This is a genomic window from Kitasatospora sp. NPDC092039 (genome assembly GCF_044756065.1).
Classification (GTDB): Bacteria; Actinomycetota; Actinomycetes; order Streptomycetales; family Streptomycetaceae; genus Kitasatospora.
This window is the reverse complement of sequence record NZ_JBIVSD010000014.1, coordinates 123331-146220: the sequence shown is the minus strand read 5'-3', so window position 1 is coordinate 146220 and position 22890 is coordinate 123331. Positions and strand designations below refer to the sequence as shown.

Annotated in this window: 23 protein-coding genes and 1 tRNA gene; 9 read left to right on the top strand and 15 right to left on the bottom strand. The window is 73.1% G+C overall.

Annotated elements, in window-relative coordinates; all coding sequences use genetic code 11:
- Window positions 1-227 precede the first annotated feature (227 nt).
- From ACIQI7_RS26065 to mca, 3 genes are all read right to left on the bottom strand, one after another.
- Window positions 228-1595 (bottom strand): sensor histidine kinase, encoded by a 1368-nt coding sequence (locus ACIQI7_RS26065; protein ID WP_401113895.1) that lies wholly within the window; start codon window positions 1593-1595, stop codon window positions 228-230.
- 81 nt (window positions 1596-1676) lie between these two features.
- The gene (locus tag ACIQI7_RS26060) at window positions 1677-1868 is read right to left on the bottom strand and encodes a hypothetical protein (RefSeq protein ID WP_387749670.1); all 192 of its coding nucleotides are present in this window, start codon (window positions 1866-1868) and stop codon (window positions 1677-1679) included.
- A 49-nt stretch (window positions 1869-1917) separates the two neighbouring features.
- The gene (mca, locus tag ACIQI7_RS26055) at window positions 1918-2823 is read right to left on the bottom strand and encodes a mycothiol conjugate amidase Mca (RefSeq protein ID WP_401113893.1); all 906 of its coding nucleotides are present in this window, start codon (window positions 2821-2823) and stop codon (window positions 1918-1920) included.
- 244 nt (window positions 2824-3067) lie between these two features.
- Here mca and ACIQI7_RS26050 point away from each other — a divergent pair, with 244 nt between their 5' ends.
- Both ACIQI7_RS26050 and greA read left to right on the top strand, forming a co-directional pair.
- The gene (locus ACIQI7_RS26050; protein WP_401113891.1) at window positions 3068-3481 is read left to right on the top strand and encodes a DUF4307 domain-containing protein; all 414 of its coding nucleotides are present in this window, start codon (window positions 3068-3070) and stop codon (window positions 3479-3481) included.
- Window positions 3482-3913: 432 nt separating this feature from the next.
- Entirely contained in the window at window positions 3914-4414 is a 501-nt protein-coding gene (greA, locus tag ACIQI7_RS26045) for a transcription elongation factor GreA (protein ID WP_387749662.1), read from the top strand.
- A gap of 103 nt (window positions 4415-4517) precedes the next feature.
- Here the strand turns inward: greA and ACIQI7_RS26040 are convergent, their stop codons facing one another.
- The 3 genes from ACIQI7_RS26040 to ilvA all read right to left on the bottom strand — a co-directional run bounded on the left by ACIQI7_RS26040 (window position 4518) and on the right by ilvA (window position 7860).
- Window positions 4518-5375: an ABC transporter permease gene (locus ACIQI7_RS26040; protein ID WP_387749659.1), complete on the bottom strand. Its 858-nt coding sequence runs from the start codon at window positions 5373-5375 to the stop codon at window positions 4518-4520.
- A 1-nt stretch (window position 5376) separates the two neighbouring features.
- Window positions 5377-6432, bottom strand: coding sequence for an ATP-binding cassette domain-containing protein (locus ACIQI7_RS26035; RefSeq protein WP_401113887.1), 1056 nt, complete (start codon window positions 6430-6432; stop codon window positions 5377-5379).
- 216 nt (window positions 6433-6648) lie between these two features.
- Window positions 6649-7860, bottom strand: coding sequence for a threonine ammonia-lyase (ilvA, locus tag ACIQI7_RS26030; RefSeq protein WP_401113885.1), 1212 nt, complete (start codon window positions 7858-7860; stop codon window positions 6649-6651).
- A 121-nt stretch (window positions 7861-7981) separates the two neighbouring features.
- Between ilvA and ACIQI7_RS26025 the strand changes: the two genes are divergently transcribed.
- Complete coding sequence (locus tag ACIQI7_RS26025; protein WP_387749651.1) at window positions 7982-8491, top strand: MarR family winged helix-turn-helix transcriptional regulator; 510 nt, start codon at window positions 7982-7984, stop codon at window positions 8489-8491.
- Here the strand turns inward: ACIQI7_RS26025 and ACIQI7_RS26020 are convergent.
- Window positions 8488-9642, bottom strand: coding sequence for a cystathionine gamma-synthase (locus tag ACIQI7_RS26020; protein ID WP_401113881.1), 1155 nt, complete (start codon window positions 9640-9642; stop codon window positions 8488-8490). The two genes, ACIQI7_RS26025 and ACIQI7_RS26020, sit on opposite strands and share 4 nt — an antisense overlap.
- Before the next feature lie 189 nt (window positions 9643-9831).
- Between ACIQI7_RS26020 and msrA the strand changes: the two genes are divergently transcribed.
- Both msrA and ACIQI7_RS26010 read left to right on the top strand, forming a co-directional pair.
- A complete protein-coding gene (msrA, locus tag ACIQI7_RS26015; protein ID WP_401113878.1) occupies window positions 9832-10497 on the top strand; it encodes a peptide-methionine (S)-S-oxide reductase MsrA in 666 nt (221 codons plus the stop codon).
- Window positions 10498-10635: 138 nt separating this feature from the next.
- On the top strand, window positions 10636-10998 hold the full coding sequence (locus tag ACIQI7_RS26010; protein WP_387749643.1) for a cupin domain-containing protein: 363 nt from the start codon (window positions 10636-10638) through the stop codon (window positions 10996-10998).
- 69 nt (window positions 10999-11067) lie between these two features.
- Here ACIQI7_RS26010 and ACIQI7_RS26005 read toward each other — a convergent pair whose 3' ends face one another.
- From ACIQI7_RS26005 to ACIQI7_RS25985, 5 genes are all read right to left on the bottom strand, one after another.
- Window positions 11068-11874, bottom strand: a complete 807-nt coding sequence (locus ACIQI7_RS26005) for a hypothetical protein (protein WP_401113874.1) — start codon at window positions 11872-11874, stop codon at window positions 11068-11070.
- Window positions 11871-12422, bottom strand: a complete 552-nt coding sequence (locus ACIQI7_RS26000; RefSeq protein ID WP_401113871.1) for a SigE family RNA polymerase sigma factor — start codon at window positions 12420-12422, stop codon at window positions 11871-11873. The genes ACIQI7_RS26005 and ACIQI7_RS26000 overlap by 4 nt, the downstream gene beginning before the upstream one ends.
- Before the next feature lie 76 nt (window positions 12423-12498).
- Complete coding sequence (locus ACIQI7_RS25995; RefSeq protein WP_401113868.1) at window positions 12499-13776, bottom strand: Ig-like domain-containing protein; 1278 nt, start codon at window positions 13774-13776, stop codon at window positions 12499-12501.
- A 201-nt stretch (window positions 13777-13977) separates the two neighbouring features.
- Window positions 13978-14316, bottom strand: a complete 339-nt coding sequence (locus ACIQI7_RS25990; protein ID WP_387749632.1) for a hypothetical protein — start codon at window positions 14314-14316, stop codon at window positions 13978-13980.
- A 628-nt stretch (window positions 14317-14944) separates the two neighbouring features.
- Window positions 14945-16345, bottom strand: a complete 1401-nt coding sequence (locus tag ACIQI7_RS25985; RefSeq protein ID WP_401113865.1) for a cystathionine beta-synthase — start codon at window positions 16343-16345, stop codon at window positions 14945-14947.
- 216 nt (window positions 16346-16561) lie between these two features.
- On the opposite strand from ACIQI7_RS25985, the gene ACIQI7_RS25980 reads away from it, so the two are divergent.
- The 3 genes from ACIQI7_RS25980 to ACIQI7_RS25970 all read left to right on the top strand — a co-directional run bounded on the left by ACIQI7_RS25980 (window position 16562) and on the right by ACIQI7_RS25970 (window position 20145).
- Window positions 16562-17632 carry an SGNH/GDSL hydrolase family protein gene (locus tag ACIQI7_RS25980; RefSeq protein ID WP_401113862.1) on the top strand — a complete coding sequence of 357 codons (1071 nt, stop codon included), beginning with the start codon at window positions 16562-16564 and terminating at the stop codon, window positions 17630-17632.
- A 63-nt stretch (window positions 17633-17695) separates the two neighbouring features.
- Window positions 17696-18916, top strand: coding sequence for an acetyl-CoA C-acetyltransferase (locus ACIQI7_RS25975; protein ID WP_401113859.1), 1221 nt, complete (start codon window positions 17696-17698; stop codon window positions 18914-18916).
- 290 nt (window positions 18917-19206) lie between these two features.
- On the top strand, window positions 19207-20145 hold the full coding sequence (locus tag ACIQI7_RS25970) for a hypothetical protein (RefSeq protein ID WP_401113856.1): 939 nt from the start codon (window positions 19207-19209) through the stop codon (window positions 20143-20145).
- Window positions 20146-20261: 116 nt separating this feature from the next.
- Here the strand turns inward: ACIQI7_RS25970 and ACIQI7_RS25965 are convergent, their stop codons facing one another.
- The 3 genes from ACIQI7_RS25965 to ACIQI7_RS25955 all read right to left on the bottom strand — a co-directional run bounded on the left by ACIQI7_RS25965 (window position 20262) and on the right by ACIQI7_RS25955 (window position 21811).
- Window positions 20262-20630 (bottom strand): hypothetical protein, encoded by a 369-nt coding sequence (locus ACIQI7_RS25965; protein WP_401113854.1) that lies wholly within the window; start codon window positions 20628-20630, stop codon window positions 20262-20264.
- An 86-nt stretch (window positions 20631-20716) separates the two neighbouring features.
- Window positions 20717-21586, bottom strand: a complete 870-nt coding sequence (locus tag ACIQI7_RS25960) for a Bax inhibitor-1/YccA family protein (RefSeq protein ID WP_387749616.1) — start codon at window positions 21584-21586, stop codon at window positions 20717-20719.
- A 143-nt stretch (window positions 21587-21729) separates the two neighbouring features.
- Window positions 21730-21811: transfer RNA gene (locus tag ACIQI7_RS25955), tRNA-Leu, on the bottom strand.
- 255 nt (window positions 21812-22066) lie between these two features.
- Between ACIQI7_RS25955 and ACIQI7_RS25950 the strand changes: the two genes are divergently transcribed.
- Window positions 22067-22876: an ABC transporter ATP-binding protein gene (locus ACIQI7_RS25950; RefSeq protein ID WP_401114110.1), complete on the top strand. Its 810-nt coding sequence runs from the start codon at window positions 22067-22069 to the stop codon at window positions 22874-22876.
- The last annotated feature ends 14 nt before the right edge of the window (window positions 22877-22890 follow it).

The following is a 22890-nucleotide window of genomic DNA, read 5'->3' as shown; positions in this document are numbered from 1 at the left end:
CGCCGCCGCGGCGCGCCGCCATCGGCCGATCGGCCCATTCGATCTTCCGGACGGCCGAATCGACCGCCTCCGCATGTGCCGAACGGCCTGGTCCGGCCCGTGAGCCCGCCCGGAACGCCCCACAGGCCGGCCCGGAACGCCCCACCGGCAGCCCCTGCCGGCAACCCCCGTCGACAAGCCCGGAACGCCCCACCGGCAGGCCCGGAGCGACGCGCCGACCGGCCGGGTCAGCCCCCGAGACCCGCCACGCCCTCCGTTGGGATCACCGCCGCCACCCGCCAGCCGCCCGCCGGCCCCGGCCCGGCCGTCAGCTCGCCGCCGGCCGCCTCCACCCGCTCCCGCAGCCCCGCGAGCCCGAAACCGCCGCCCTCCCGCTCGGCCCCGCCCAGCGCCCCGCCGGCACCCCCGGTTCCTCCGGCGCCCCCGGCACCGGCACCGTCGCCACCACCCGCACCCCCGGAGTCCCCCACCCCACCCGGCGCCCCGTCGTCGGTGACCGTGACCCGCAGCGCCGACCGCCCGCCGTGCCGGGCCGCACCGACCTCGATCGCCACCTCCCGGGCCCCGGGCGCGTGCCGGCGCACGTTGGTCAGCGCCTCCACCACCAGCCGGTAGCCGAGCCCGCTGATCGCCGCCGGCAGCTCCGCCAGCTCGGCCTCGTCCGGAGCCTCCAGCCGCACCCGCGCGGAGCCGCTGCGGGTGAACCGCTCGGCCAGCGCGGGCAGTTCGCTCAGGTCGCGGCGCAGACTGCGCACGCCGGGCCCGCCCGCCGGCCGCCCCGTCCCCCCGGCCGCCGCCGGGTCCGCGACCGCCGCCCCGAACCGCCCGCGCGGCTCCGGGTCGCCGTCGTCCGCCGCGAAGACCTGCACGGTCCGGTCCATGGTGACCAGCGCCTGCCGGCCGGCCGCCTCGATCCCGGCCAGCAGCTCGACCACCTGCCGGGGGTCCTGCTGGGCCAGCACCTGCGCGGCCTGGGCCAGCACCACCACCCCGGTGACGTCGTGCGCGGCGAAGTCGTGCAGGTCGCGGGCCAGGTCCAGGCGCTGCGCCCGCCGTTCGGCCGCCACCGCGGCCCGGGCCCGGGTGTCCATCGAGCGCAGGTAGCAGCCCACCCCCACCACCGCGCAGGACAACAGGGCCGAGGTCAGGCAGAGCTTGGTGGTCACGGAGGGCGGGGCCGGCGGGTCGGCCCACACCCCGACCCGCAGCGGCACCAGCGCCACCGCCACGACCAGCAGCGCGCCGTGGCCGAAGGCGGCCGCCGCCGGGGGCCTGCGCACCGCGGGGACGATCAGGGCCAGCAGCGCCACGGTCTCCAGCAGCCACCAGGTCTCGATGGCGCCGGACGCCGGTCCGCGGTAGCCGGCGGTCACCAGCAGCGAGACGACGCCGGCGGCCAGCACCGAAGGGCCGACCGCGCGCACCCGCCCCGGGGCCCAGAGCGCCGGCAACAGCCCGGCCACCACCGTCACCACAGCGGATCCGACGATCAGCGGCCCCGGGTCCCCCAGCCCCGCCGCCGCGGCCGCCAGCACCCCCGCCACCGCCGTTCCGTACCCCGCCCTGCGCACCACGGTGTGCCACGACCACGTCATGGTCCGGGATCCTACGAAGCCGGACGGCCCGGCAGGGCGGCTTCGCCGAAGGCCGGTTCCCCGCGGGGACCGGCCGACGGCTCACTCCTTCGGGGCCTCCGGCTGCTCGACGAAGTCGACCTTCTTGAACTGCTTGTTCATCGACTTGGCCAGGAACCAGGTCGCGACGCCCAGGGCGGCGAAGACGACGAAGCCGAGGAGGCCGGGGGTGACCTTGGCGTCGTCGACGGCGAGGTCAGCGGCGAGGTGGACGAGGTTCACGGAGGCACTCATATCTCTATGGTGGCCCGGCTCACGCGGAGCCGGGCCGTCGGGGGGTCGTTCAGTCGCGCGTGTCGGCGGCCTCGGCCGCCAGGGTGGGGGTGCGCAGGCCGGCGAACAGGTCGTCCTCCGGCAGGTCCACGTCGACCAGGGTACGGGCGAGCTCGTAGTCCTCGGTGGGCCAGACCTCCCGCTGGACGTCCAGCGGGACGCGGAACCACGGGCCGTCCGGGTCGATCTGGGTCGCGTGGGCGATCAGCGCGCGGTCGCGGGTCTCGAACCAGTCGCCGCAGCGGACCCGGGTGGTGATCTCGCGCTCCTTGCGGCCGCTCTTCTCCCACCCCTCGATCCACTCGCCGTACGGCGACTCGTGGCCGTGCTCGGTGAGGTACTCGTGCAGGGCCCGGATGCGGCCCATCGGGAAGCCGTGGTTGTAGTACAGCTTGAGCGGCTGCCAGGGCTCGCCGGCCTCCGGGTAGGCGTCCGGGTCACCCGCGGCGTCGAAGGCCAGCATGGTGATCTTGTGGGTCATGATGTGGTCCGGGTGCGGGTAGCCGCCGTTCTCGTCGTAGGTCGTGATGACCTGCGGCTTGAACTCGCGGATCAGCCGGACCAGCGGCTCCGCCGCCTCCTTGACGTCCTGGAGGGCGAAGCACCCCTCGGGCAGCGGGGGCAGCGGGTCCCCCTCGGGCAGACCGGAGTCCACGAAGCCCAGCCAGGCCTGCTCGACGCCGAGGATCGCCCGCGCCTCGTCCATCTCCTTGCGGCGCACCTCGTGGATGTTCTCCTCGATGTACGGGTCCCCCTGGAGCTTGGGGTTGAGGACCGACCCGCGCTCGCCCCCCGTGCAGGTGGCCACCAGCACGTCCACGCCCTGCTCGACGTACATGGCCATGGTGGCCGCGCCCTTGCTGGACTCGTCGTCCGGGTGGGCGTGCACCGCCATCAGTCGCAACTGCTCAGTCAACGCCTTGCGTTCCTTCCACACTCGTCGGGCGTTCCGCGGAGTCCGGGTCCGCCCACCGTACGAACCGCTCACTACGGGACCGCGTCGCCGCGGGACCGGGCCGCTGAACGTCTCCGGCGCGGCCGGGCCCTGCCCCCGCCGGACCGGCCGCGGGCGTGCCCCTCCTATAGTGACGGACTGGAGGAGCGTCGCATTCCCCCGCACCACCCCGCGCGGCCCCTCCCCCAGGAGAGGACGGAGTCCGATGAGTGCAGACACCACCGCCACCGGTCTGCCCGAGGGGCGTTACGGCCGCGGCGGCGACCGCGACCCGGACCGCCGTCTGAAGGTGGTCGGCGCGGTCTGCGGCGTGCTCGGCCTGGGCCTGGTCGCCTGGCTGGGCGGCTCCTACCTGCTGCGCGAGTCGAAGATCAACGGCTCGGTGCCGACCTTCCAGGTGCTCTCCGACTCCGAGGTCCAGCTGCACCTCACCGTGCGCAAGGGCGACGGGCAGGCCGGCACCTGCACGGTCCGCTCGCAGTCCGACGACCACGCGGTGGTCGGGGTGGCCGACTTCCCGGTCCCGGCGGCCGGCTCCAGCTACGACGCGGTGGTCACCCTGCGCACCACCTCGCGCGGCACCACCGCCGAACTGCTGGGCTGCACCCCGGCCGAGTAGCGCGCCCCGAACGGCGCACGGCGGCCGGGCCCGCGCACCGGGCGACGCGCCCGGGCGGCACCCGCGCGACACCCGGCCGACGCGCCCGGGCGGCGCACCCGCCACCGCCCCGCGCCGAGCGGCGCGCACCCCCGGCGACACGCGCCCCGGGCCGCGCGCCCGCCCCCGGTAGCGCGCATATTCGATCCGGAGAGCGGGCATCCGTAGAGGGTCCCGCACTCCGTTGCCGTACACCCGGGCGTCATGCCGCCGTCAATGGCGCGCAAACGGCTCTCCCGCTTGTCAGCAGGACTTGTTAGGCTCGTGGTTTCGCCCCTTCCGCACCGGATGGTACGGGAGCGGGCGTTGCTTTGTAGTTGAGACCGATATCACCACCGACCCTGCTGACGACTCACACCCTCAGCACAGCCCCAGCACCTACGAGGAGCACCCGTGACCCAGACCAGTGAGAACGTGACCTGGCTCACTCAGGCCGGCTACGACCAGCTCAAGGCCGAGCTGGACCACCTGACCGGGCCCTGGCGCATCGAGATCGCCCAGAAGATCGAGGCGGCGCGCGAGGAGGGCGACCTCAAGGAGAACGCCGGCTACCACGCGGCGAAGGAGGAGCAGGGCAAGTACGAGCTGCGCATCCGCCAGCTGACCCAGCTGCTGGAGCGCGCCAAGGTCGGCGAGGCGCCGGCCGACTCGGGCGTGGTGGCCCCGGGCATGGTCGTCACGGTCGCCTTCGACGGCGACGAGGACGACCTCATGGAGTTCCTGCTCGCCTCGCGCGAGGTGGCGGGCTCCGACACGCTGGACGTCTACTCCCCGCAGTCGCCGCTGGGCCGCGCGATCGACGGCAAGAAGATCGGCGACGAGGCCACCTACGAGCTGCCGAACGGCAAGCCCGCCATGGTGAAGATCGTCAAGGTCGTGCCGCACGCCGGCTGATCCGGCCGCACGGTGCGAGGGCGGCCGCGGAAGTCCGGGACTTCCGCGGCCGCCCTCGCACGTTCCGGGCCGCGCCCGCCGGCCGGCGGAGACGCGGTGCCCGTCAGGCGGTGGACGAGCGGTACTTGCGCACCGCCAGCCAGGAGAACACCGCGGTGATCACGACCGACCAGAGCACCGACACCAGCGCCGCGTGCTGCATCGGCCAGGCGTCGTCCACCGGCCCGACCTGGTTGCCGAACAGCACCCGGCAGGCCTGCACGGTGGCGCTGAACGGGTTCCAGTACGCGACCCCCTGCAGCCAGCCCGGCATCGAGGTGACCGGCACGAAGGCGTTGGACACGAAGGTCAGCGGGAACAGCCAGATCAGCCCGGCCGAGGTGGCCGCCTCGGGGCTGCGCACCGACAGGCCGATCAGCGCGCCGATCCAGGAGAAGGCGTAGCCGAGCAGGAGCAGCAGCCCGAACGCGCCGAGCGCCTTGAACGCGCCCTCGTGGATCCGCCAGCCGACCAGCAGCGCGACCAGCGCCAGCACGACCAGGATGAACGCGGTCTGGCACAGGTCCGCGAGGGTGCGGCCGACCAGCACCGCCGACCGGGCCATCGGCAGCGAGCGGAACCGGTCCACCAGCCCCTTGCTCATGTCCTCCGCGATGCCCGCCGAGGCGCCGGCCACGGCGAAGGTGACGGTCTGGGCGAAGATGCCGGCCATCAGGAACTGGATGTACGTGTCCGAGCTGGAGCTCGCACCGGGGATCTTGATGGCCCCGCCCATCACGTACGAGAACAGCAGCACGAACATGACCGGCTGCATCAGCCCGAAGACCACGATCTCCGGGATGCGGGTCATCCGGCGCAGGTTGCGCTTGGCGACCACCCAGGAGTCGTGCAGGGCGGCGGCGGCCCCCCGGCGCTGCCGGGGCATCGCCGGGCCGATGGCGTGCTCGGTGGCGGTGCCCATCTCAGCTCTCCTTCCCGGCCGCGACGGCCGCCTGCTCGTCCGGGCCCGACCCGTTCGCGCCGCCCCTGCCCCGGCCGCGTCCGTCGGGGCCGGGGGCGCCCTCGTCCTCGGCCCGCTCCTCGGCGACGTGGCCGGTGAGGGTGAGGAAGACGTCGTCCAGGGTCGGGCGGCGCAGCCCGATGTCGTCCATCTCGATCCCGCGGGAGTCCAGTTCGCGGATCGCGTCGGCGAGCACCCGGGCGCCGCCGCTGATCGGCACGGTGATCCGGCGGGTGTTCTTCTCCACCGTCGGCTCGCCCAGCGCGTAGCCGGAGAGCGCGGCGACGGCGTCGGACATCCGGCCCGGCTCGTGCACCACGACCTCGATCCGCTCGCCGCCGATCTGCGCCTTGAGCTGGTCGGCCGTGCCGCGGGCGATCACCCGGCCGTGGTCGACCACCGCGATGTCGTGGGCGAGCCGGTCGGCCTCCTCCAGGTACTGGGTGGTGAGCAGCAGCGTGGTGCCCTGCTCGACCAGCGTCTCGATGACCTCCCAGAGCGCGAGCCGGTTGCGCGGGTCGAGGCCGGTGGTCGGCTCGTCCAGGAACATCACCGGCGGCCGGACGACCAGCGCGGCGGCGAGGTCCAGGCGCCGGCGCATGCCGCCGGAGTAGGTCTTGGCGGTGCGGTCCTTGGCCCCGGTGAGGTTGAACCACTCCAGCAGCTCCAGCGCGCGGGCCTTCGCGGCGCGGTTGCTCATCTGGTAGAGCTCGCCGACCATGGTGAGGTTCTCGAAACCGGTCAGGTACTCGTCGACCGCCGCGTACTGGCCGGACAGGCCGATCAGGCTGCGGACCCGGTTGGGATGCTTGAGCACGTCGACCCCGGCGACCACCGCGCGGCCGGAGTCGGGACGGAGCAGGGTGGTGAGGACCCGCACGGTGGTGGTCTTCCCGGCGCCGTTCGGGCCGAGCAGCCCGAGCACCGTGCCCTCGGGGACGTCGAGGCTGACGCCGTCCAGGGCTCGTACGTCGCCGAAGGTCTTCACCAGGTTCTCGGCTTGGATGGCTGGCGCCATGGCCTTGCCTCATCTCCTCGAACGTATGGGGCGATCTGTCCCACTCTGCCCTGTTTCCGGGCATGCGGGCGACTCGATTCCCGACCCGTGGGACCAGAACGCGATGTATCGCGAGTCTCCCAGTACGCGATATATCGCGTCAAGGGACCGGGCCCGGTCGGAGCCGGTCCAGGGCCGATCCGAGACGGACCGGGGCCGGCCGGGGACGGACCGGGCTCAGTCGCAGACCACGTACCCCGCGTCCCGCAACTCCCCGACCACCAGCGCGCAGTGCTCCGGCCCCTTGGTCTCCAGGTGCAGGTCCACCTCGACCTCGGTCAGCCCCAGCCGCGGGTCGGTGCGCACGTGCGCCACGTCCAGCACGTTGGCGTCCACCCTGGTCAGCACCCCCAGCAGGTCCGCCAGCGCACCCGGCTTGTCCGCCAGCCGCACCCGCAGCGACAGGTAGCGCCCGGCCGCCGCCAGCCCGTGCCGCAGCACCCGCTGCATCAGCTGCGGATCGATGTTGCCGCCGGACAGCACCGCCACCACCGGGCCCTCGAAGGAGTCCGGCCGCTCCAGCAGCGCCGCGATCGGGGCCGCCCCGGCCGGCTCGACCACCAGCTTCAGCCGCTCCAGCCCGAGCAGCAGCGCCCGCGACAGCGCGTCCTCGGAGACCGTGCGGATGCCGTCCGCCAGCGTGTTGACCACCTCGAACGGGATGTCGCCGGGGCGTCCGACCATGATCCCGTCCGCCATGGTGGCGAAGTGCTCCAGCGACACCGGCCGCCCGGCCGCCAGCGAGGGCGGGTACGCGGCCGCGCCGGCCGCCTGCACCCCGACCACCCGGACGTCCGGCCGCAGCGGCTTGACCGCCGCCGCGATCCCGGCCAGCAGCCCGCCCCCGCCCACCCCGACCAGGACGGTCCGCACCTCCGGGCACTGCTCCAGGATCTCCAGCCCGACGGTCGCCTGGCCGGTGACCACGTCCCAGTGGTCGAAGGGGTGGATGAACACCGCGCCGGTCGCCTCCGCGTAGTGCTGCGCGGCCTGCAGCGCCTCGTCCACGGTGGCGCCGTGCAGCCGCACGTCGGCGCCGTACTCCCGGGTGGCCGCGACCTTCGGCAGCGGCGCCGCGACCGGCATGAACACCGTGGAGCGCACGCCCAGCAGCGCGGCCGCCAGCGCCACCCCCTGGGCGTGGTTCCCGGCGCTCGCCGCCACCACCCCGCCGGCCCGCTGCACCGGTGAGAGTCCCGCGATCCGCACGTACGCCCCGCGCAGCTTGAAGGACCCGGTGCGCTGGAGGTTCTCGCACTTCAGGTGGACCGGTGCGCCGATCAGCCCGGAGAGGTGCCGGCTGCCCTCCATCGGGGTCACCCGGGCGACCCCGGCGAGCATCTTCTGGGCACCGCGGACGTCGTCGAGGGTGATCGGCCAGTTGCGCATGGCGTCAGCCTACGGGCGGGGCGGCGGCAATCCGGGATGCCGGGCCTGTTCCCGGGCCCGCCCGGCCCGCGTACCCTGCTGCTTCTGAGCCTCCCTCACCGCACGACGATCGTGAGCCGCGATGACGACGACCTCGCCCCAGGCCACCGACCGCACCGACCCCGTGCACACCCAACTCCAGTACCAGCTCGCGGTGTTCGCGCGCCGCATGGAACAGGTCCGGACCTCCGGCGGCGGGGTCGGAGCGCTGGACCGGGCCGCCTACCTGCTGCTCGACCGGCTGGACCGGCACGGGCCGGCCAACGTCAAGGCGCTGGCCGAGGCGCTGGGCGTGGACTCCTCGACGGTGACCCGCCAGGTCGCCCCGCTGGTCGCGGCCGGGCTGGTCGGCCGGGTGCAGGACCCGGCCGACCGCCGCGCCGTACGGCTCGCGCTGACCTCGCACGGCGCCGGCCGGCTCGCCGAAGTCCGGGACGGCCGGGCCGAGTTGACCCGCCGCCTGGTGGCCGGCTGGCCGCCGGAGGAACAGCGCGCGTTCTGCGCCCTGCTGGCACGCTTCAACCTCGCGATGGAGTCGTACACGGCGGACCAGCAGGGGCAGTTCGGGGCCGCTGGGCCCCAACGGCCTTAGCCGAGCGCCTGCTTGAGGTCGGCCAGCAGGTCGTCGATCGACTCGATGCCGACCGAGACGCGCACCAGGTCGGACGGCACCTCCAGGGCCGAGCCCGCCACCGAGGCGTGGGTCATCCGGCCCGGGTGCTCGATCAGCGACTCGACGCCGCCGAGCGACTCGCCGAGGGTGAACAGCTGCGCGCGGTTGCAGACCTCGACGGCCGCCTCCTCGCCGCCGGCGACCCGGAACGAGACCATGCCGCCGAAGGCCTTCATCTGCTTGGCCGCGATGTCGTGGCCGGGGTGCTCGGGCAGGCCCGGGTAGAGCACCTGGCTGACCTTCGGGTGGCTCGCCAGCAGCTCGGCGACCTTCTCCGCGTTGGCGCTGTGCCGGTCCATCCGGACGCCCAGCGTCTTGATGCCCCGCAGCACCAGCCAGGCGTCGAACGGGCCGGAGACGGCGCCCATCGCGTTCTGGTGGTACGCGACCTCCTCGCCGAGGGCCGCGTCGGCCAGCACCAGCGCACCGCCGACCACGTCCGAGTGGCCGCCCATGTACTTGGTGGTGGAGTGCACGACCGCGTCCGCGCCGAGCGAGATCGGCTGCTGGAGGTACGGGCTGGCGAAGGTGTTGTCGACCACCAGGAGCGCGCCGGCACCGTGCGCGATCTCGGCGAGCGCGGTCAGGTCGGTGATGCCCAGCAGCGGGTTGGACGGGGTCTCCACCCACACCGCGCGGGTGTTGGGGCGCAGCGCCTCGCGGACGGTGGCCAGGTCCTGGGTGTTGGCCACCGAGAACTCGACGCCCCAGCGGGTCAGCACCTTGGCGAACAGCCGGAAGGTGCCGCCGTAGGCGTCGTTGGGGATGACGATGTGGTCGCCCGGCTTGAGGACGGTGCGCAGCAGCGTGTCCTCGGCGGCGAGGCCGGAGGCGAAGGCGAGGCCGCGGGCGCCGCCCTCCAGCGCCGCGAGGCACTCCTCCAGCGCGGTGCGGGTCGGGTTGGCGCTGCGGCTGTACTCGTAGCCGCCCCGCAGGCCGCCCACCCCGTCCTGCTTGTACGTGGACACCTGGTAGATCGGCGTGACGACGGCCCCGGTCTGGGGATCTGCTTCCTGACCCGCGTGGATGGCGAGAGTCTCGAAGCCCTGAGGAAGCTGGTGCTCGGTCATGGGTCCGAGCCTAGTGTGCGAATGCCGCCATGCCCGCACGAACCGGAAACCGGGACGAACCCGCAGGTGGGAGCGGGGGTGCGGCGGGCCGCGGCCGCGCCGCCCGGGGCCCGGGACCGCTGCCGGAATCCAGCGGCCGCCGTCCGCGTTGGACCCTGCGCCAGGATTCCCGACCCGCTGGAGCAGGCCGTGCTGTTCAACCGCCACAAGACCTCGCTCGTCCCCGCCGACCAGGCGCTGCCCGGCCGGGCGACCCCGGCCTTCACCCTGACCGAGCCGCACACCGTGCTCGGGCACCCGCTGTCCGGCCCGTACCCGGAGGGCCTGGAGGTGGCGGACTTCGGTCTCGGCTGCTTCTGGGGCGCCGAGCGCGCCTTCTGGCGGCTCCCCGGCGTCTGGACGACGCTGGTCGGCTACCAGGGCGGCCACACCCCCCACCCGACGTACGAGGAGGTGTGCAGCGGGCTGACCGGGCACACCGAGGCGGTCCGGGTGGTGTACGACCCGGCGGTGATCTCCTACGAGCGCCTGCTGAAGACCTTCTGGGAGGCCCACGACCCGACCCAGGGCAACCGCCAGGGCAACGACGTGGGCACCCAGTACCGCTCCGCCGTCTACACCCACTCCCCCGCCCAGGCCGAGGCCGCGGCGGCCACCCGGGACGCGTTCCAGCCGTCGCTGACCGCGCTCGGTTACGGCCCGATCACCACCGAGATCGCCCCGGCCGGGCCGTTCTACCCGGCCGAGCCGTACCACCAGCAGTACCTGTCGGAGGCCAAGAACCCCAACGGCTACTGCGGTCTCGGCGGTACGGGGGCCTCCTGCCCGATCGGCGTGGCCCGCACCCGGGGCTGACCTCCCTCCCCGGCCCGCCCCGGGGCGCGGCCACTCAACGTGACCCGTCCCCGATCGGGGCGCAGACTGGAAGGGCCAGCAGGGCCGGCCCGGCCACCCGCTGGTGGCCGGGCCGTCCTCGTGGGAGAGGAGTGCGCCATGTCCGGTCTCTACCAGCGGAACTTCGACGATCCCGAGGAGGTCCGCCCCTTCGAGGAGGGCAAGGGGGAGCTGCGGCTGGTCAACCTGGACGGCGGCCCGGTGGGACGGGCCGTGTTCGAGCCGGGTTGGCAGTGGTCCAAGCACGTGAAGCCGATCGCCGGGACCGACAGCTGCCAGGCCTCCCACGCCGGCTACGTGGTCTCCGGCCGGATGAGGATCGTCATGGACGACGGCCAGGAGTCCGAGATCGGCCCCGGGGACTTCATGACCTGCGCGCCCGGCCACGACGCCTGGACGGTGGGCCCGGAGCCGTGTGTGATCGTGGACTGGCAGGGCTTCGCGGACTACGCGAAGCGGTGAGCGGTCGACGGCGAGCCGATCGTCGGAGAGCCGGTCGACGGTGGGCCGGTCGACGGTGAGCGGGAGGGCTCAGAGCACGGCCGGCGGCTGCTCCTCGGCACCGTCCACCGTGTGGCCGGCGCGACCGGCCAGCAGCCTGCCGTCGGTGTCGTAGGCCCCGACGGCGGGCGCCTTCCAGCCGGGCTCCGGTACCGGTTCGACCACCGGCAGCACGGCGTAGTACCCGACCCAGTCCTTCATGCCCGCGGTGATGAGCAGGGTGGCGACGGTGACCCGGCCGCCCTCGAAGACCACGATCCTGGCCGGGGTCGGGCCCAGGTAGAAGCCGTGCACGAGGAGGCGGTCGGACGTCCGGCTGAGGTCCATCAGGATGCCGGGCCGTTCGACCGGCAGCTCGGGGTCGCTCAGGTCGACGCACGACACGCCCTGGTAGCCGTCGGTCGTCCGGTCGACGGCGTCCTGGCAGTTCTTGGTCGCGGTCACCGACAGCCGGAGCCCGTCGACCGGCTCGACCTCCTGTCCGGCGGCGACCCTCCACACCGGCGAGAGCGGCGGCCTGCTCGGGGTCGCCTGCGGGGTGGGGGTGGCGGCCGTGGCGGTGGGCGACGCGGTGACCGGCGACGGGGAGGCCGCCCCCGCCGGCGGAGCCGCGGCCGGCGCCGCGCCGCCCGCCACCCGCCCGGCGGGCCGGGCGCCTCCGGCCGTCACCGCGGTGATCCCGCAGACCAGGGCCACCGCCACGGCGGCCGCCCCGGTCCCGGCTCTGCGCCTGGCCCGGCGGCGCCGGGCGGCGGCGATGATCGGCACCGGGTCCGGCCCGATCACGTACGGGTCCTCGTCCTTGAGCAGTTCGCCGAGCCGGTCCTCGAAGCTCATACCGTCACCTCGATGCGCGTCGTGGGGTCCGTCGTCCCGCCGGAGCGGTCGGCGAGCTGGGGCAGTGCGCGCAGCTTGGCCATCGCCCGGTGCAGCGTGCTCTTCACGGTGCCCGGGGCGATGCCCAGTTCGGCCGCGATGTCGGCCTCGGCGAGGTCCCCGTAGTACCGCAGCACCACGACCGTCCGTTCCCGGCGGGTCAGGGTGCCCAGCGCCTGGTGCAGCAGGGCCCGCTCGGCCAGCCGTTCGGCGAGGTCCTCGGGGAACGGCTGGTCGGGGGTCTGCTCGGTGGGCAGTTCGTGGTTGCGCAGCCGGCGCCACCAGTCGCGGTGCTGGTTGACCACGATCCGGCGGACGTAGGCGCTCGGGTCGTCCGAGGTGATCCGGTGCCAGTTCAGGTAGGCGCGTTCCAGCGCGGACTGCACGATGTCCTTCGCCCGGTCCGGGTCCCCGGTCAGCAGTTCGGCCAGCCGCAGCAGCCGGTGGCCGTAGCCGGCCACGAACGCGCTGAACTCGTCGTCCTGGCGCTGTCTCCGCTCGCGTTTCACACCTCTTCGACTCCTCGGGCGGGCCGTGGGGTTCGGTCCTCCCGAGGAGTTCTTCCGACCGGATCGGGGAGCCGGGTCAGACGGCGCTGCCGGCCTTCCAGGCGGCCCAGCCCATGTTCCAGCCGTTCAGGCCGTTGTCCGGGGCGACCGTCTTGTCGCCGGAGTTCACGACCTCGACCACGTCGCCGATCATCGAGGACTTGTAGAACTTGTAGCCGTCCGTGCCGGTGTCCTGGGCGCCCTTGGCGTCCTGGAGGCCGATGCAGCCGTGGCTGGTGTTCTGGCCGCCGAAGATCGACGGCGAGGACCAGTAGTTGCCGTGGATGAAGGTGCCCGAGGTGCTGAGGCGCTGGGCGTGCGGCACGTCCGCGATGTCGTACTCGCTGCCCAGGTTGACGGTCTGCGAGTTCATCCGGGTCTGGGTGTACTGCTCGGAGATCACCATCTTGCCGCCCCAGGTGGTGTGCTCGGGCGAGCCGCCGGAGATCTTGTACACCGCGCTGACCTGGCCGTCCGTGGTGACGGTGAGCTTCTTGGTGGCGAGGTCGGCGACGCTGGTCTGGGCGCGGCCGATGGTGAACTTCACGTCCTTGGACTGGGTGCCGTACACGCCCTTGGCGCCCTCGACGTCCTTGAGCCGGAGCTTGAGGGTGACCTTGGTGCCCTTGGCCCAGTACTCCTGCGGCCGGAAGTCGAGCCGGGTGCTGGAGAACCAGTGGCCGACGATCTCGACCCCCGGCTCGGCTATCACCGTGATCGCCTGCTGGACGGCCTTGCGGTCGGTGATCGGCTTGCTGAAGTTGATCGAGACCGGCATGCCGACGCCGACCGTCGAGCCGTCCTCGGGGGTGAAGTAGCCGACGAAGGTGTTGGCCGGGGTCGCCGTGGTGAAGACGGCGTTGGAGTCCGCCTCCAGCTTGTCCTTGTCGAAGGCGGTCGCGGCGACGGTGTACTTGGTACCGCTGGCGGGGGCGGCGGCGGAGGTCCAGCTGGTGCTGTCGGCGGAGAGCTGGCCGGCCAGCTCCTTGCCGGTGGTGTCGGTGACCTTGACGCTGCTCAGGGTGCCGTTGGCGACGGTGACCTTGACCGGCTCGCTGAAGCTCGCGGAGGCGGCGCCGTCGGCCGGGGTGACGGTGATGACCGCGGTCGAGGTCTTCGGGGCGCTGCTCGCACCGCCGGAGCCCGGGCTGCCGCTCGCTCCGCCGGAGCCGCTGCCGGCGCCGCCACCGCTGCCGCCGGTGTCGTCGTTGCAGGCCGCCAGCAGCAGGACGGGTGCACCGATCAGTCCGGCGAGGACCCCGCGCCGGCTCCAGCTGCTTGCGGCCGCCCGTCCCTGACCGTCCCGTGCCGTCACGTCGCGTCTCCCTGCTGATCATCCCGGGCATTACGGATACAGAAACGCAATCCGCCCGTTCACGGTTCCATCACCGAAGAGTAAGCGATCGTATGAGATGACCCAACTTGCCAACGAACAGGGACGAAACGCCCGGCCCGCGAGGCGGACCGGGCGTTCGGGGGGTGGTGACGGCGGGCGCCGTCGACCGGCGTCCGCGTCCTACTCGGCGGACTCGTCCACCTGGTACTCGTCCCACTCCTCGTTGTCCGGGTCGAACTCGGTCTGCGCCGACTCCCAGGTCGCCGAGGCGAGCTCCACGCCGGGCACCTCGCCCAGCAGGGCGACGGGGTCGATGAAGTGGGCGAGCGAACCCGACGGGTCCACCTCGATGGCCTCGACGGACTGGGCGCGCTCCTCGTCGTCGAGGTACTCGTCGGCGGTGACCGCCTCCAGGGCGGCCGCCTTGAGGGCGCCCTCGTCGGTGATCTCCGCGATGAGCTCGATCTTCACCCGGACGTAGCGCGGGGCGTCCTGGTCGGTCGTTTCAGTGCTGGTCATGCGTGCGAGCGTACGGGACGGCCACGCCCGGCGTGCGGCACGGGCGGCCGCCCGGAGCACACCCCGCGCGCCCGGCACGGACGGCGCGAACGGCATGGACGGCACGAACGGAAGGGCCGGCACGAACGGAAGGGCCGGTCCCTCGGAGAAGGACCGGCCCCACCGTTCCCCGCACGGGCTCCCCCACCCGGGAGCCACGGGGACACGCGCCGTGCGGCGCGGTTCCGCCGCGGGAGCCGCCGCACCCTGTCAGCCGGCCGGGGCCGGGCAGGGGCGGGACGACGGCGCCTCCCACGACGGGAGGACACGGCGGCCGGGTCAGGGCCGCCCGGCGTGTCCGGAGCCGACCGCGACCGCCGGGGAGCCGCTCCCGGACGGTTGCCGTCGCCTCGTTCGGCGTCCTGCCGTTGACCACCACGATGCCCGAGCCGTGTTAACCACGTGCTGCGGACAGGTGACGCCGGTGTACCACTTCCCCCGTGGACGAATCCTCCGCATCCATCCGCGGAAGGGCGGTACGACGGCGTGGCGGTGACGTGCCGTCGGTGGCCGACCGCCGGCTGCGCCGGGCCGGTGACGGTCTGTCGGCGACGCCGGTCGGCGCCGCCGCGGTCGTACCGGCCGCGGGTCAGTGCTGGGCGCGCCCGGTCAGGAAGCCCAGCAGGTCCTGACGGGTGACGATGCCCTGCGGCTTGCCCTCGACCAGCACGACGGCCGCGTCGGCCTTCTCCAGCACAGTCATCAGGTTGGTGACGGTCTCGCCCGAGCCGACCACCGGCAGCGGCTTGGACATCACCTTGTCCAGCGTGTCGGTGAGCTCGATCTCCTTGGCGAAGATGCCCTCCAGCAGCAGCTTCTCCACCACCGAGCCGATCACCTCGCCGGCCATGATGTCCGGGTGCCCGGCACCCGGGGAGACCACCGGCATCTGCGAGACGCCGTACTCGCGCAGCACCCGGACCGCCTCGGCGACCGTCTCGTTCGGGTGCATGTGGACGAACTGCGGGACGCCGCCCTGCTCGATGGACTCCTTGCGGGCCAGCACCTCGCCGATGTGCGCCTCGTCCGTGGAGGAGGGCAGGAAGCCGTAGTCGGCCATCCAGTCGTCGTTGAAGATCTTCGACAGGTAGCCGCGGCCGCCGTCCGGCAGCAGCACCACCACGACGTCGTCCGGGCCGAGCTTCCTGGCGACCTCCAGCGCGGCCACCACGGCCATGCCGCAGGAGCCGCCGACCAGCAGGCCCTCCTCCTTGGCCAGGCGGCGGGTCATCTGGAACGAGTCCTTGTCGGAGACGGCGACGATCCCGTCCGCGACGGAGCGGTCGTAGGCGGTCGGCCAGAAGTCCTCACCGACGCCCTCGACCAGGTACGGACGGCCGGTGCCGCCCGAGTAGACCGAGCCCTCCGGGTCGGCGCCGATCACCTTGACCTTGCCGCCGGAGACCTCCTTCAGGTAGTTGCCGGTGCCGGAGATGGTGCCGCCGGTGCCGACGCCCGCCACGAAGTGGGTGATCCTCCCCTCGGTCTGCTCCCACAGCTCCGGGCCGGTGGAGTGGTAGTGCGAGGCCGGGTTGTCCGGGTTGGAGTACTGGTCCGGCTTCCAGGCGTTCGGGGTCTCCCGGACCAGGCGGTCGGAGACGTTGTAGTACGAGTCGGGGTGCTCCGGGGCGACGGCGGTCGGGCAGACGACCACCTCGGCGCCGTACGCGCGCAGGGTGTTGATCTTGTCCGTCGAGACCTTGTCAGGACAGACGAAGATGCACTTGTAGCCCTTCTGCTGGGCCACGATCGCCAGGCCGACACCGGTGTTGCCGGAGGTCGGCTCGACGATGGTGCCGCCGGGCTTGAGGGCGCCCGAGGCCTCCGCGGCCTCGATCATGCGCATCGCGATGCGGTCCTTGACCGAACCGCCGGGGTTGAAGTACTCGACCTTCGCCAGCACTGTCGCGCTGATGCCCTCGGTGACCTTGTTCAGCTTGACCAGCGGCGTGTTGCCGACCAGATCGATGATCGAATTGTGGTACCGCACGGGGGTCCTCCCGGTCTCTGGGCGTGCGAGTGCTTCTCGGTACTGCAAAGCCTAGGGCGTGGCAACCGCCCCGTGGCTCCCCTCCGGCTCGCGGCCACCAATGGCCCACCTCCGCCGACGCCCCCGGTACTCCCGGCCCGCGCGCGGGTAAGAGCGCTGTGCAGGCGTTGCCGTGGCCCGGAGGGGCCGGCAGGGAGCACGGGAAGGGGGCACCGGATGCCAGGGGCACAGGACTCGCGGGCCCGGGTGGCCCGTCGGATCGCCACCGCGGCGGCCTACGGCGGTGGCGGACTCGGGCTGCTCGGGGTGGGCCTGGTCGGCCTGCTGGTGACCGAGAGCAAACTCGCCGTCCAGGCCATCGGCGTCCTGGAGACCCACCCGCCCAGGGCCGACGGCGTCTACGGGGAGGCCTTCGCCGACCGCGCCGCCGCCCCGCAGGCCCCGCTGGTCCTGGCCGTCCTCGGCGACTCCACCGGCGCCGGCCTCGGGGTGGCCCGCTCCGGCGAGACCCCGGGCGCGCTGCTGGCCGCCGGCCTCGCCTCGGTGGCCGAGCGCCCGGTCCGGCTGGTCAACGTGGCCCGCTCCGGCGGACGCTCCGCCGATCTCTCCGGCCAGCTGGAGCAGGCGCTGCCGCACCGTCCCGACGTCGCCGTGATCATGATCGGCGCCAACGACGTGACCCGGCACAGCCCGGCCCAGCTGGCCGTCCGCCAGCTCGGCGAGGCCGTCGCCGCGCTGCGCGCCAACGGCTGCGAGGTGGTCGTGGGCACCTGCCCGGACCTCGGCACGATCAAGCCGGTGCGGCCGCCGCTGCGCTGGGTGGCCCGCCGGCTGAGCCGGCAGCTGGCCGCCGCGCAGACCATCGCGGTGGTGGAGGCGGGCGGCCGGACGGTCTCGCTGGGCTCGCTGCTGGGCCCGGAGTTCGCCGCGCGCCCGGAGATGTTCGCCGCCGACCGCTACCACCCCTCCGCCCAGGGCTACGCGACCGCCGCGATGGCCGTGCTGCCCTCGGTCTGCGCCGCGCTCGGGCTCTGGCCGGAGGACGAGCACCCGGCCGCGGCCGTCCCGGGCGACACCGTGCTGCCGGTCGCGGTGGCCGCCGCCGCGGCGGCCGGTCGGGAGGGCACCGAGGTGGCGGCCGTGCCGGCGGAGGGCGCGGGCCGCCGCTGGGCCCAGCTGAGGCACCGGCTGCGGATCCACCCGGCCGCCCCGGAGAACGGGAAGGAAGCCGGTGCGGCCCCCGGGAACACGTCGGCCAGCTCACACACCGGCGCGGGTGACGCCTGATCTACCAGACGGTAACTTTCCTCCCGGACGTCAGGTCCGCCGTCACCCAGCGAGGAGCCCGCCATGCCCGAAGCCGTCATCGTCAGCGCCGCCCGTTCGCCGATCGGCCGGGCGTTCAAGGGCTCGCTCAAGGACGTCCGCCCGGACGACCTGACCGCCCACATCATCCAGGCCGCCCTGGCCAAGGTGCCGGAGCTCGATCCGCGCCAGATCGACGACCTGATGCTGGGCTGCGGCCTGCCCGGCGGCGAGCAGGGCCACAACCTGGCCCGCATCGTGGCCGTCCAGATGGGCATGGACTACCTGCCCGGCGCCACCGTCACCCGCTACTGCTCCTCCTCGCTGCAGACCACGCGGATGGCACTGCACGCGATCCGGGCGGGCGAGGGCGACGTCTTCGTCTCGGCCGGCGTGGAGACCGTCTCGCGCAGCGTGAACGGCACCTCCGACGGCCTGCCGGGCACCATGAACCCGCTGTTCGACGAGGCCCAGGCCCGCACCAAGAAGCGGGCGGAGGAGGGCGGCGGCGAGTGGCACGACCCGCGCGAGGACGGCCTGGTGCCGGACGCCTACATCGCGATGGGCCAGACCGCCGAGAACCTGGCCGCGCTCAAGGGCGTCACCCGCGCCGAGCAGGACGAGTTCGGCGTCCGCTCGCAGAACCTCGCCGAGGCCGCCATCAAGGCCGGCTTCTGGGAGCGCGAGATCACCCCGGTCACCACGCCGGACGGCACCGTGGTCAGCACCGACGACGGCCCGCGCGCCGGCGTCACCCTGGAGGGCGTCTCGGGCCTGAAGCCGGTGTTCCGCCCGGACGGCACCGTGACCGCCGGTAACTGCTGCCCGCTGAACGACGGCGCGGCCGCGCTGGTCATCATGTCCGACACCAAGGCCCGCGAGCTCGGCATCACCCCGCTCGCCCGGGTGGTCTCCACCGGCGTCAGCGCGCTCTCCCCCGAGATCATGGGCTACGGGCCGGTCGAGGCCTCGAAGCAGGCGCTCCGGCGGGCCGGTCTGACGATCGGCGACATCGACCTGGTCGAGATCAACGAGGCCTTCGCCGCCCAGGTCATCCCGTCCTACCGCGACCTCGGCGTCGACCTGGACAAGCTGAACGTCAACGGCGGCGCGATCGCGGTCGGCCACCCGTTCGGCATGACCGGCGCCCGGATCACCACCACCCTGATCAACTCCCTGCAGTGGCACGACAAGCAGTTCGGTCTGGAGACCATGTGCGTCGGCGGCGGCCAGGGCATGGCGATGGTGCTGGAGCGCCTCAGCTGACCCTCCGGACGCCCTCCGAAGGGTCTGGACCACCCATTTGGAGTGACGCAGCGTAATTGAGGGCCGGATCACACCGCGAGGTCGATCCGGCCCTCTTTTCTTTCGTTTCCGGCCCGGAAATCGACACTGCGGAGCGGATCAACTCCACTGCGTAGAACGGTGTTACCTAACAATTTGGGGACAAGAGCGAAAGTCACGGACCAATCGGACATTCGCCCCTGCGTTAACACCCCCGGATGCGGCAGTGTGGAGACGTAACCCCGTTCCGCTCCTCGCTAGGAGTACGTTCCGTGAGCGCCGTCTACACCATCCTGCTGCTGATCCTGATCACCGTGTCGACCGCCGTGCTGCTCCACCTCCGCGGACTCTCCCGCCGACTGGACGCGCGGGCCGCGGCCCCGGCCGCGCCCGCACCGGTGGACGAGGCCGCGATACGCCGGGCCGTCGCCGAGGCGCTCGCCGCCGACCGCGAGCGGGAGATCACCGAGGCCCGGGCGTTCTGGGCCGAGCAGGAGGCCCGCGCGGCCGAGGACGCGCCGCTGTTCGACTCGCCGTTCTCCGGTGCGTTCTCCGGCACCGACGAGTGGCCGCTCTTCTTCCCCCGCCCCACCGGCCCGCAGGACGCCGTCGACAACGCCGGGACGATGGACCCGGAGTTCGGCGAGGCGCTGCGCTCCGCGCTGGAGGACCTGATCGGCGAGGGCGGCTACGCCCCGGCCGAGCCCGGCACCGACGGCGGCGTGCCGCTGCGCCCGGGCCACCCGGTCGGCGAGACCAAGGAGGCCCGGGCCCGCCGCGAGGCCGACCTGCTGGCCACCGGCCTGGAGGCCGGGCTGCTGGACACCGACCCGGCCGTCGAGGAGACCGCGGTCGCCGCGCCCGACCCGCGCCGCCACCCCTCGCACCCCGACTTCGTGCCCAGCCAGGCGCCGTCCCGGGAGTGGACCGACACCCGGCTGGCCGCCCTCGCCGAGGAGGCCGTCGCCCTGGTCGACGTCCGGCCGGGCCCGCTGGGCACCCTGGACGTGTACGCCTTCGCCGACGGCACCACGCTCTGCGTGGCCCCGGGCGACCGGGAGGCCGCCTACCGGCTGATCGACGCGGTCCGCGCCGGTGAGCACGTCCGGCTGCTCGGCGGCTCGCGCTTCTCCGGCTCGTACTCGCTGACCTTCTCCACCGACGAGGAGGCCGTGTACGTGCTGGCCGACCGGGTGGTCGCCAGCATCTGACACCGGCTCAGCGGCGCGCGGCTCACGGCGCGCCGGAGGCCGGCCCGGGTCAGGGGGTTACGACCCGGGCCGGCCTTCCGCCTGTCCGGCCCCGTCCGCCGCGCGCCCGTACGCGATCAGCCGCAGAGCGCCGCCGTCTCCCGCACCGCGGCCACCGCCGCGGCGAGCACCTCGGCCGCCGCCACCGGGCCGTCCGGCAGCGCCACCTCCGCACCCTCCGGCAGCGCCGCGAGCGCGGCCGCCAGGTCGTGCCCGGCGACGGCCAGCTGGTCCCCCACCGCGAAGGCCCCGGCGTCCGGGAGCTCCCGCCGCGGGCCGCCCTCGGCCGCCAGCGCCGCCCGGGCCAGCCACCGGGCCAGTCCCAGAGCGGCCGCCGCCCGCGAGGGGTACCCGGGCACGGCGCCCAGCAGCTTGCTCTGCGGCAGCGAGCGGAAACGATCCGCCAGTTTCTCGACGGCTTCGACCAGGGGCTCTACGTCATGCATGACAGCGAGCCTAGGCGAGAAAGCCGCCGGGCCCCGGAGCGAGTGCTCCGGGGCCCGGCGGCAGTGGTTCACGGCGGGAGGGACCGTCAGTCGTCGCCGCGCAGGATCGCGATCAGGCGCAGCATCTCCATGTAGATCCAGACCAGCGACAGGGTCAGCCCGAAGGCGGCCCGCCACGACTCCCGCTGCGGGGCGCCCTGGGCGATGGCCGTCTCGATCTCCGCGAAGTCCAGCGACAGGAAGAAGGCGCCCAGGCCGATGCCGACCAGGCCGACCACGATGCCCAGCGGGCCGGAGCGCAGCCCCATGTCGGCACCGAAGGCCGAGGCGACCACGTTGACCAGCATCAGCAGCACGAAGCCCATGGCGATCGCGATGCCGATCCGCTGGTAGCGCGCGGTGACCCGGATCCGGCCGCTCTTGTAGGCGAACAGCATCGCCGCGAAGACCGCCGCGGTGCCCAGCACGGCCTGGATCACGATGCCGTTCAGCATGGTGTTGAAGGCGTGCGAGACGGCGCCCATCGCGAAGCCCTGGAGGGCCGCGTAGGTCAGGATCAGCGGCGGGCTGACGCTGCGCTTGAAGGAGACCACCAGGCCGACGACCATGGCCACCAGGCTCGCGGCGATGGCGAAGCCGAAGTTCTCGAACGGCAGCGCGAACCAGGCCACCGCGCCGGCGACGACGAGGGTCAGCAGCGTCATGGCGGTGCGGGCGACCACGTCGTCCAGCGTCATCCGCCCGGTGGCGGCCGGACCGGCCGACGGGCCGTTGTACAGCTCGTAGAGCTGCTCGTCGGTCATCGGGGCCTGGCCCGGCTGCTGGGCGTAGGGCGTCCCCGCGTAGGGGTTGTTGCCGTACGGGCTCCCGGCCTGCGCGGTGGTACCGAATCCCGCGTAGCCGGTGTCGCGGGTGAAGGACCCCTCCCGCGAGAAGACCGGGTTGCTGCTTCTCATGTGCTCATTCCCTCCGTGGCGGCACTGCACCGCCCATTGCACAAGGGTAATGGCTTGGCAAAAATTCCGGGATACGCCGCGAGGAGGATCCGGTGAACAACGTCCGGCGGGGACGCCGTCGGCGCCCCCGCCGGGTGAATCGGTGCCCGGAGCCGGACTCGAACCGGCACGGCCTCGCGGCCAAGCAGTTTTAAGCTGCCCGTGTCTGCGTTCCACCATCCGGGCGTCTGCGAGACCACCCTGAGCCTAGTCGCCCGGATCACCCTTTCGCATGTTCCCAGCCCCGGAAGTTGTCATGTTTCCTTGCCATCTGACGAACTGTCCGGGATTCGGCCACGAAGGATATCCGTTCCGGCCATCCGGCCGCCTCAGGGTTCACGTCATACCGCAGGAGGAGGGGGCCACCCCTGCCGTACGCCCAGCGGTGGTAGGCCCAACCGTCCGGCGGAGCGACGCAGGACCATGATCACGTCGCGGAACATGGAGGTACAAGTCCGCGAGCACAAGGAGCCCCCCGTGACCACGTCGACCGCAACCGCCGTCCGCACCGGCCTGGCGGCCGCCCGAGCCACCGGCCTGAACAAGGTCTACGGGGAGGGGGAGACCCGCGTCGTCGCCCTCGACAACGTCAGCGTGGTCTTCCCCCAGGGCGAGTTCACCGCCATCATGGGCCCCTCCGGCTCCGGCAAGTCCACCCTGATGCACTGCATGGCCGGCCTCGACACCGTCACCTCCGGCTCCTCCACCATCGGCGACACCGAACTCGTCGGCCTCAAGGACAAGCAGCTCACCCAGCTGCGCCGCGACCACATCGGCTTCATCTTCCAGGCCTTCAACCTGCTCCCCACCCTGACGGCCCTGGAGAACATCACGCTCCCGATGGACATCGCCGGCCGCAAGGTCGACAAGCCCTGGCTGGACCGCGTCGTCGACACCGTCGGCCTCTCCGGCCGCCTCAGCCACCGTCCCTCCCAGCTCTCCGGCGGCCAGCAGCAGCGCGTCGCCTGCGCCCGCGCCCTGGCCGGCAAGCCCGACATCATCTTCGCCGACGAGCCCACCGGGAACCTCGACTCCCGCTCCGGCGCCGAGATCCTCTCCTTCCTGCGCAACTCCGTGCGCGAACTCGGCCAGACCGTCGTCATGGTCACCCACGACCCGGTCGCCGCCTCCTACGCCGACCGCGTCGTCTTCCTCGCCGACGGCCGCATCGTCGACGAACTCCACAACCCCACCGCCGACACCGTCCTGGACCGCATGCGCCGCTTCGACGCCAAGGGCCGCACCAGCTGACCCCGCCGCAGCCG

Excerpts from the sequence above, each read along its gene's own strand:
- ACIQI7_RS26065 (WP_401113895.1), bottom strand. The coding sequence starts at position 1,595 with ATGACGTGGTCGTGGCACACCGTGGTGCGCAGGGCGGGGTACGGAACG.
- ACIQI7_RS26060 (WP_387749670.1), bottom strand. The coding sequence starts at position 1,868 with ATGAGTGCCTCCGTGAACCTCGTCCACCTCGCCGCTGACCTCGCCGTC.
- ACIQI7_RS26050 (WP_401113891.1), top strand. The coding sequence starts at position 3,068 with ATGAGTGCAGACACCACCGCCACCGGTCTGCCCGAGGGGCGTTACGGC.
- ACIQI7_RS26040 (WP_387749659.1), bottom strand. The coding sequence starts at position 5,375 with ATGGGCACCGCCACCGAGCACGCCATCGGCCCGGCGATGCCCCGGCAG.
- ACIQI7_RS26035 (WP_401113887.1), bottom strand. The coding sequence starts at position 6,432 with ATGGCGCCAGCCATCCAAGCCGAGAACCTGGTGAAGACCTTCGGCGAC.
- ilvA (WP_401113885.1), bottom strand. The coding sequence starts at position 7,860 with ATGCGCAACTGGCCGATCACCCTCGACGACGTCCGCGGTGCCCAGAAG.
- ACIQI7_RS26025 (WP_387749651.1), top strand. The coding sequence starts at position 7,982 with ATGACGACGACCTCGCCCCAGGCCACCGACCGCACCGACCCCGTGCAC.
- ACIQI7_RS26020 (WP_401113881.1), bottom strand. The coding sequence starts at position 9,642 with ATGACCGAGCACCAGCTTCCTCAGGGCTTCGAGACTCTCGCCATCCAC.
- ACIQI7_RS26010 (WP_387749643.1), top strand. The coding sequence starts at position 10,636 with ATGTCCGGTCTCTACCAGCGGAACTTCGACGATCCCGAGGAGGTCCGC.
- ACIQI7_RS26005 (WP_401113874.1), bottom strand. The coding sequence starts at position 11,874 with ATGAGCTTCGAGGACCGGCTCGGCGAACTGCTCAAGGACGAGGACCCG.
- ACIQI7_RS25990 (WP_387749632.1), bottom strand. The coding sequence starts at position 14,316 with ATGACCAGCACTGAAACGACCGACCAGGACGCCCCGCGCTACGTCCGG.
- ACIQI7_RS25980 (WP_401113862.1), top strand. The coding sequence starts at position 16,562 with ATGCCAGGGGCACAGGACTCGCGGGCCCGGGTGGCCCGTCGGATCGCC.
- ACIQI7_RS25975 (WP_401113859.1), top strand. The coding sequence starts at position 17,696 with ATGCCCGAAGCCGTCATCGTCAGCGCCGCCCGTTCGCCGATCGGCCGG.
- ACIQI7_RS25965 (WP_401113854.1), bottom strand. The coding sequence starts at position 20,630 with ATGCATGACGTAGAGCCCCTGGTCGAAGCCGTCGAGAAACTGGCGGAT.
- ACIQI7_RS25960 (WP_387749616.1), bottom strand. The coding sequence starts at position 21,586 with ATGAGAAGCAGCAACCCGGTCTTCTCGCGGGAGGGGTCCTTCACCCGC.
- ACIQI7_RS25950 (WP_401114110.1), top strand. The coding sequence starts at position 22,067 with ATGGAGGTACAAGTCCGCGAGCACAAGGAGCCCCCCGTGACCACGTCG.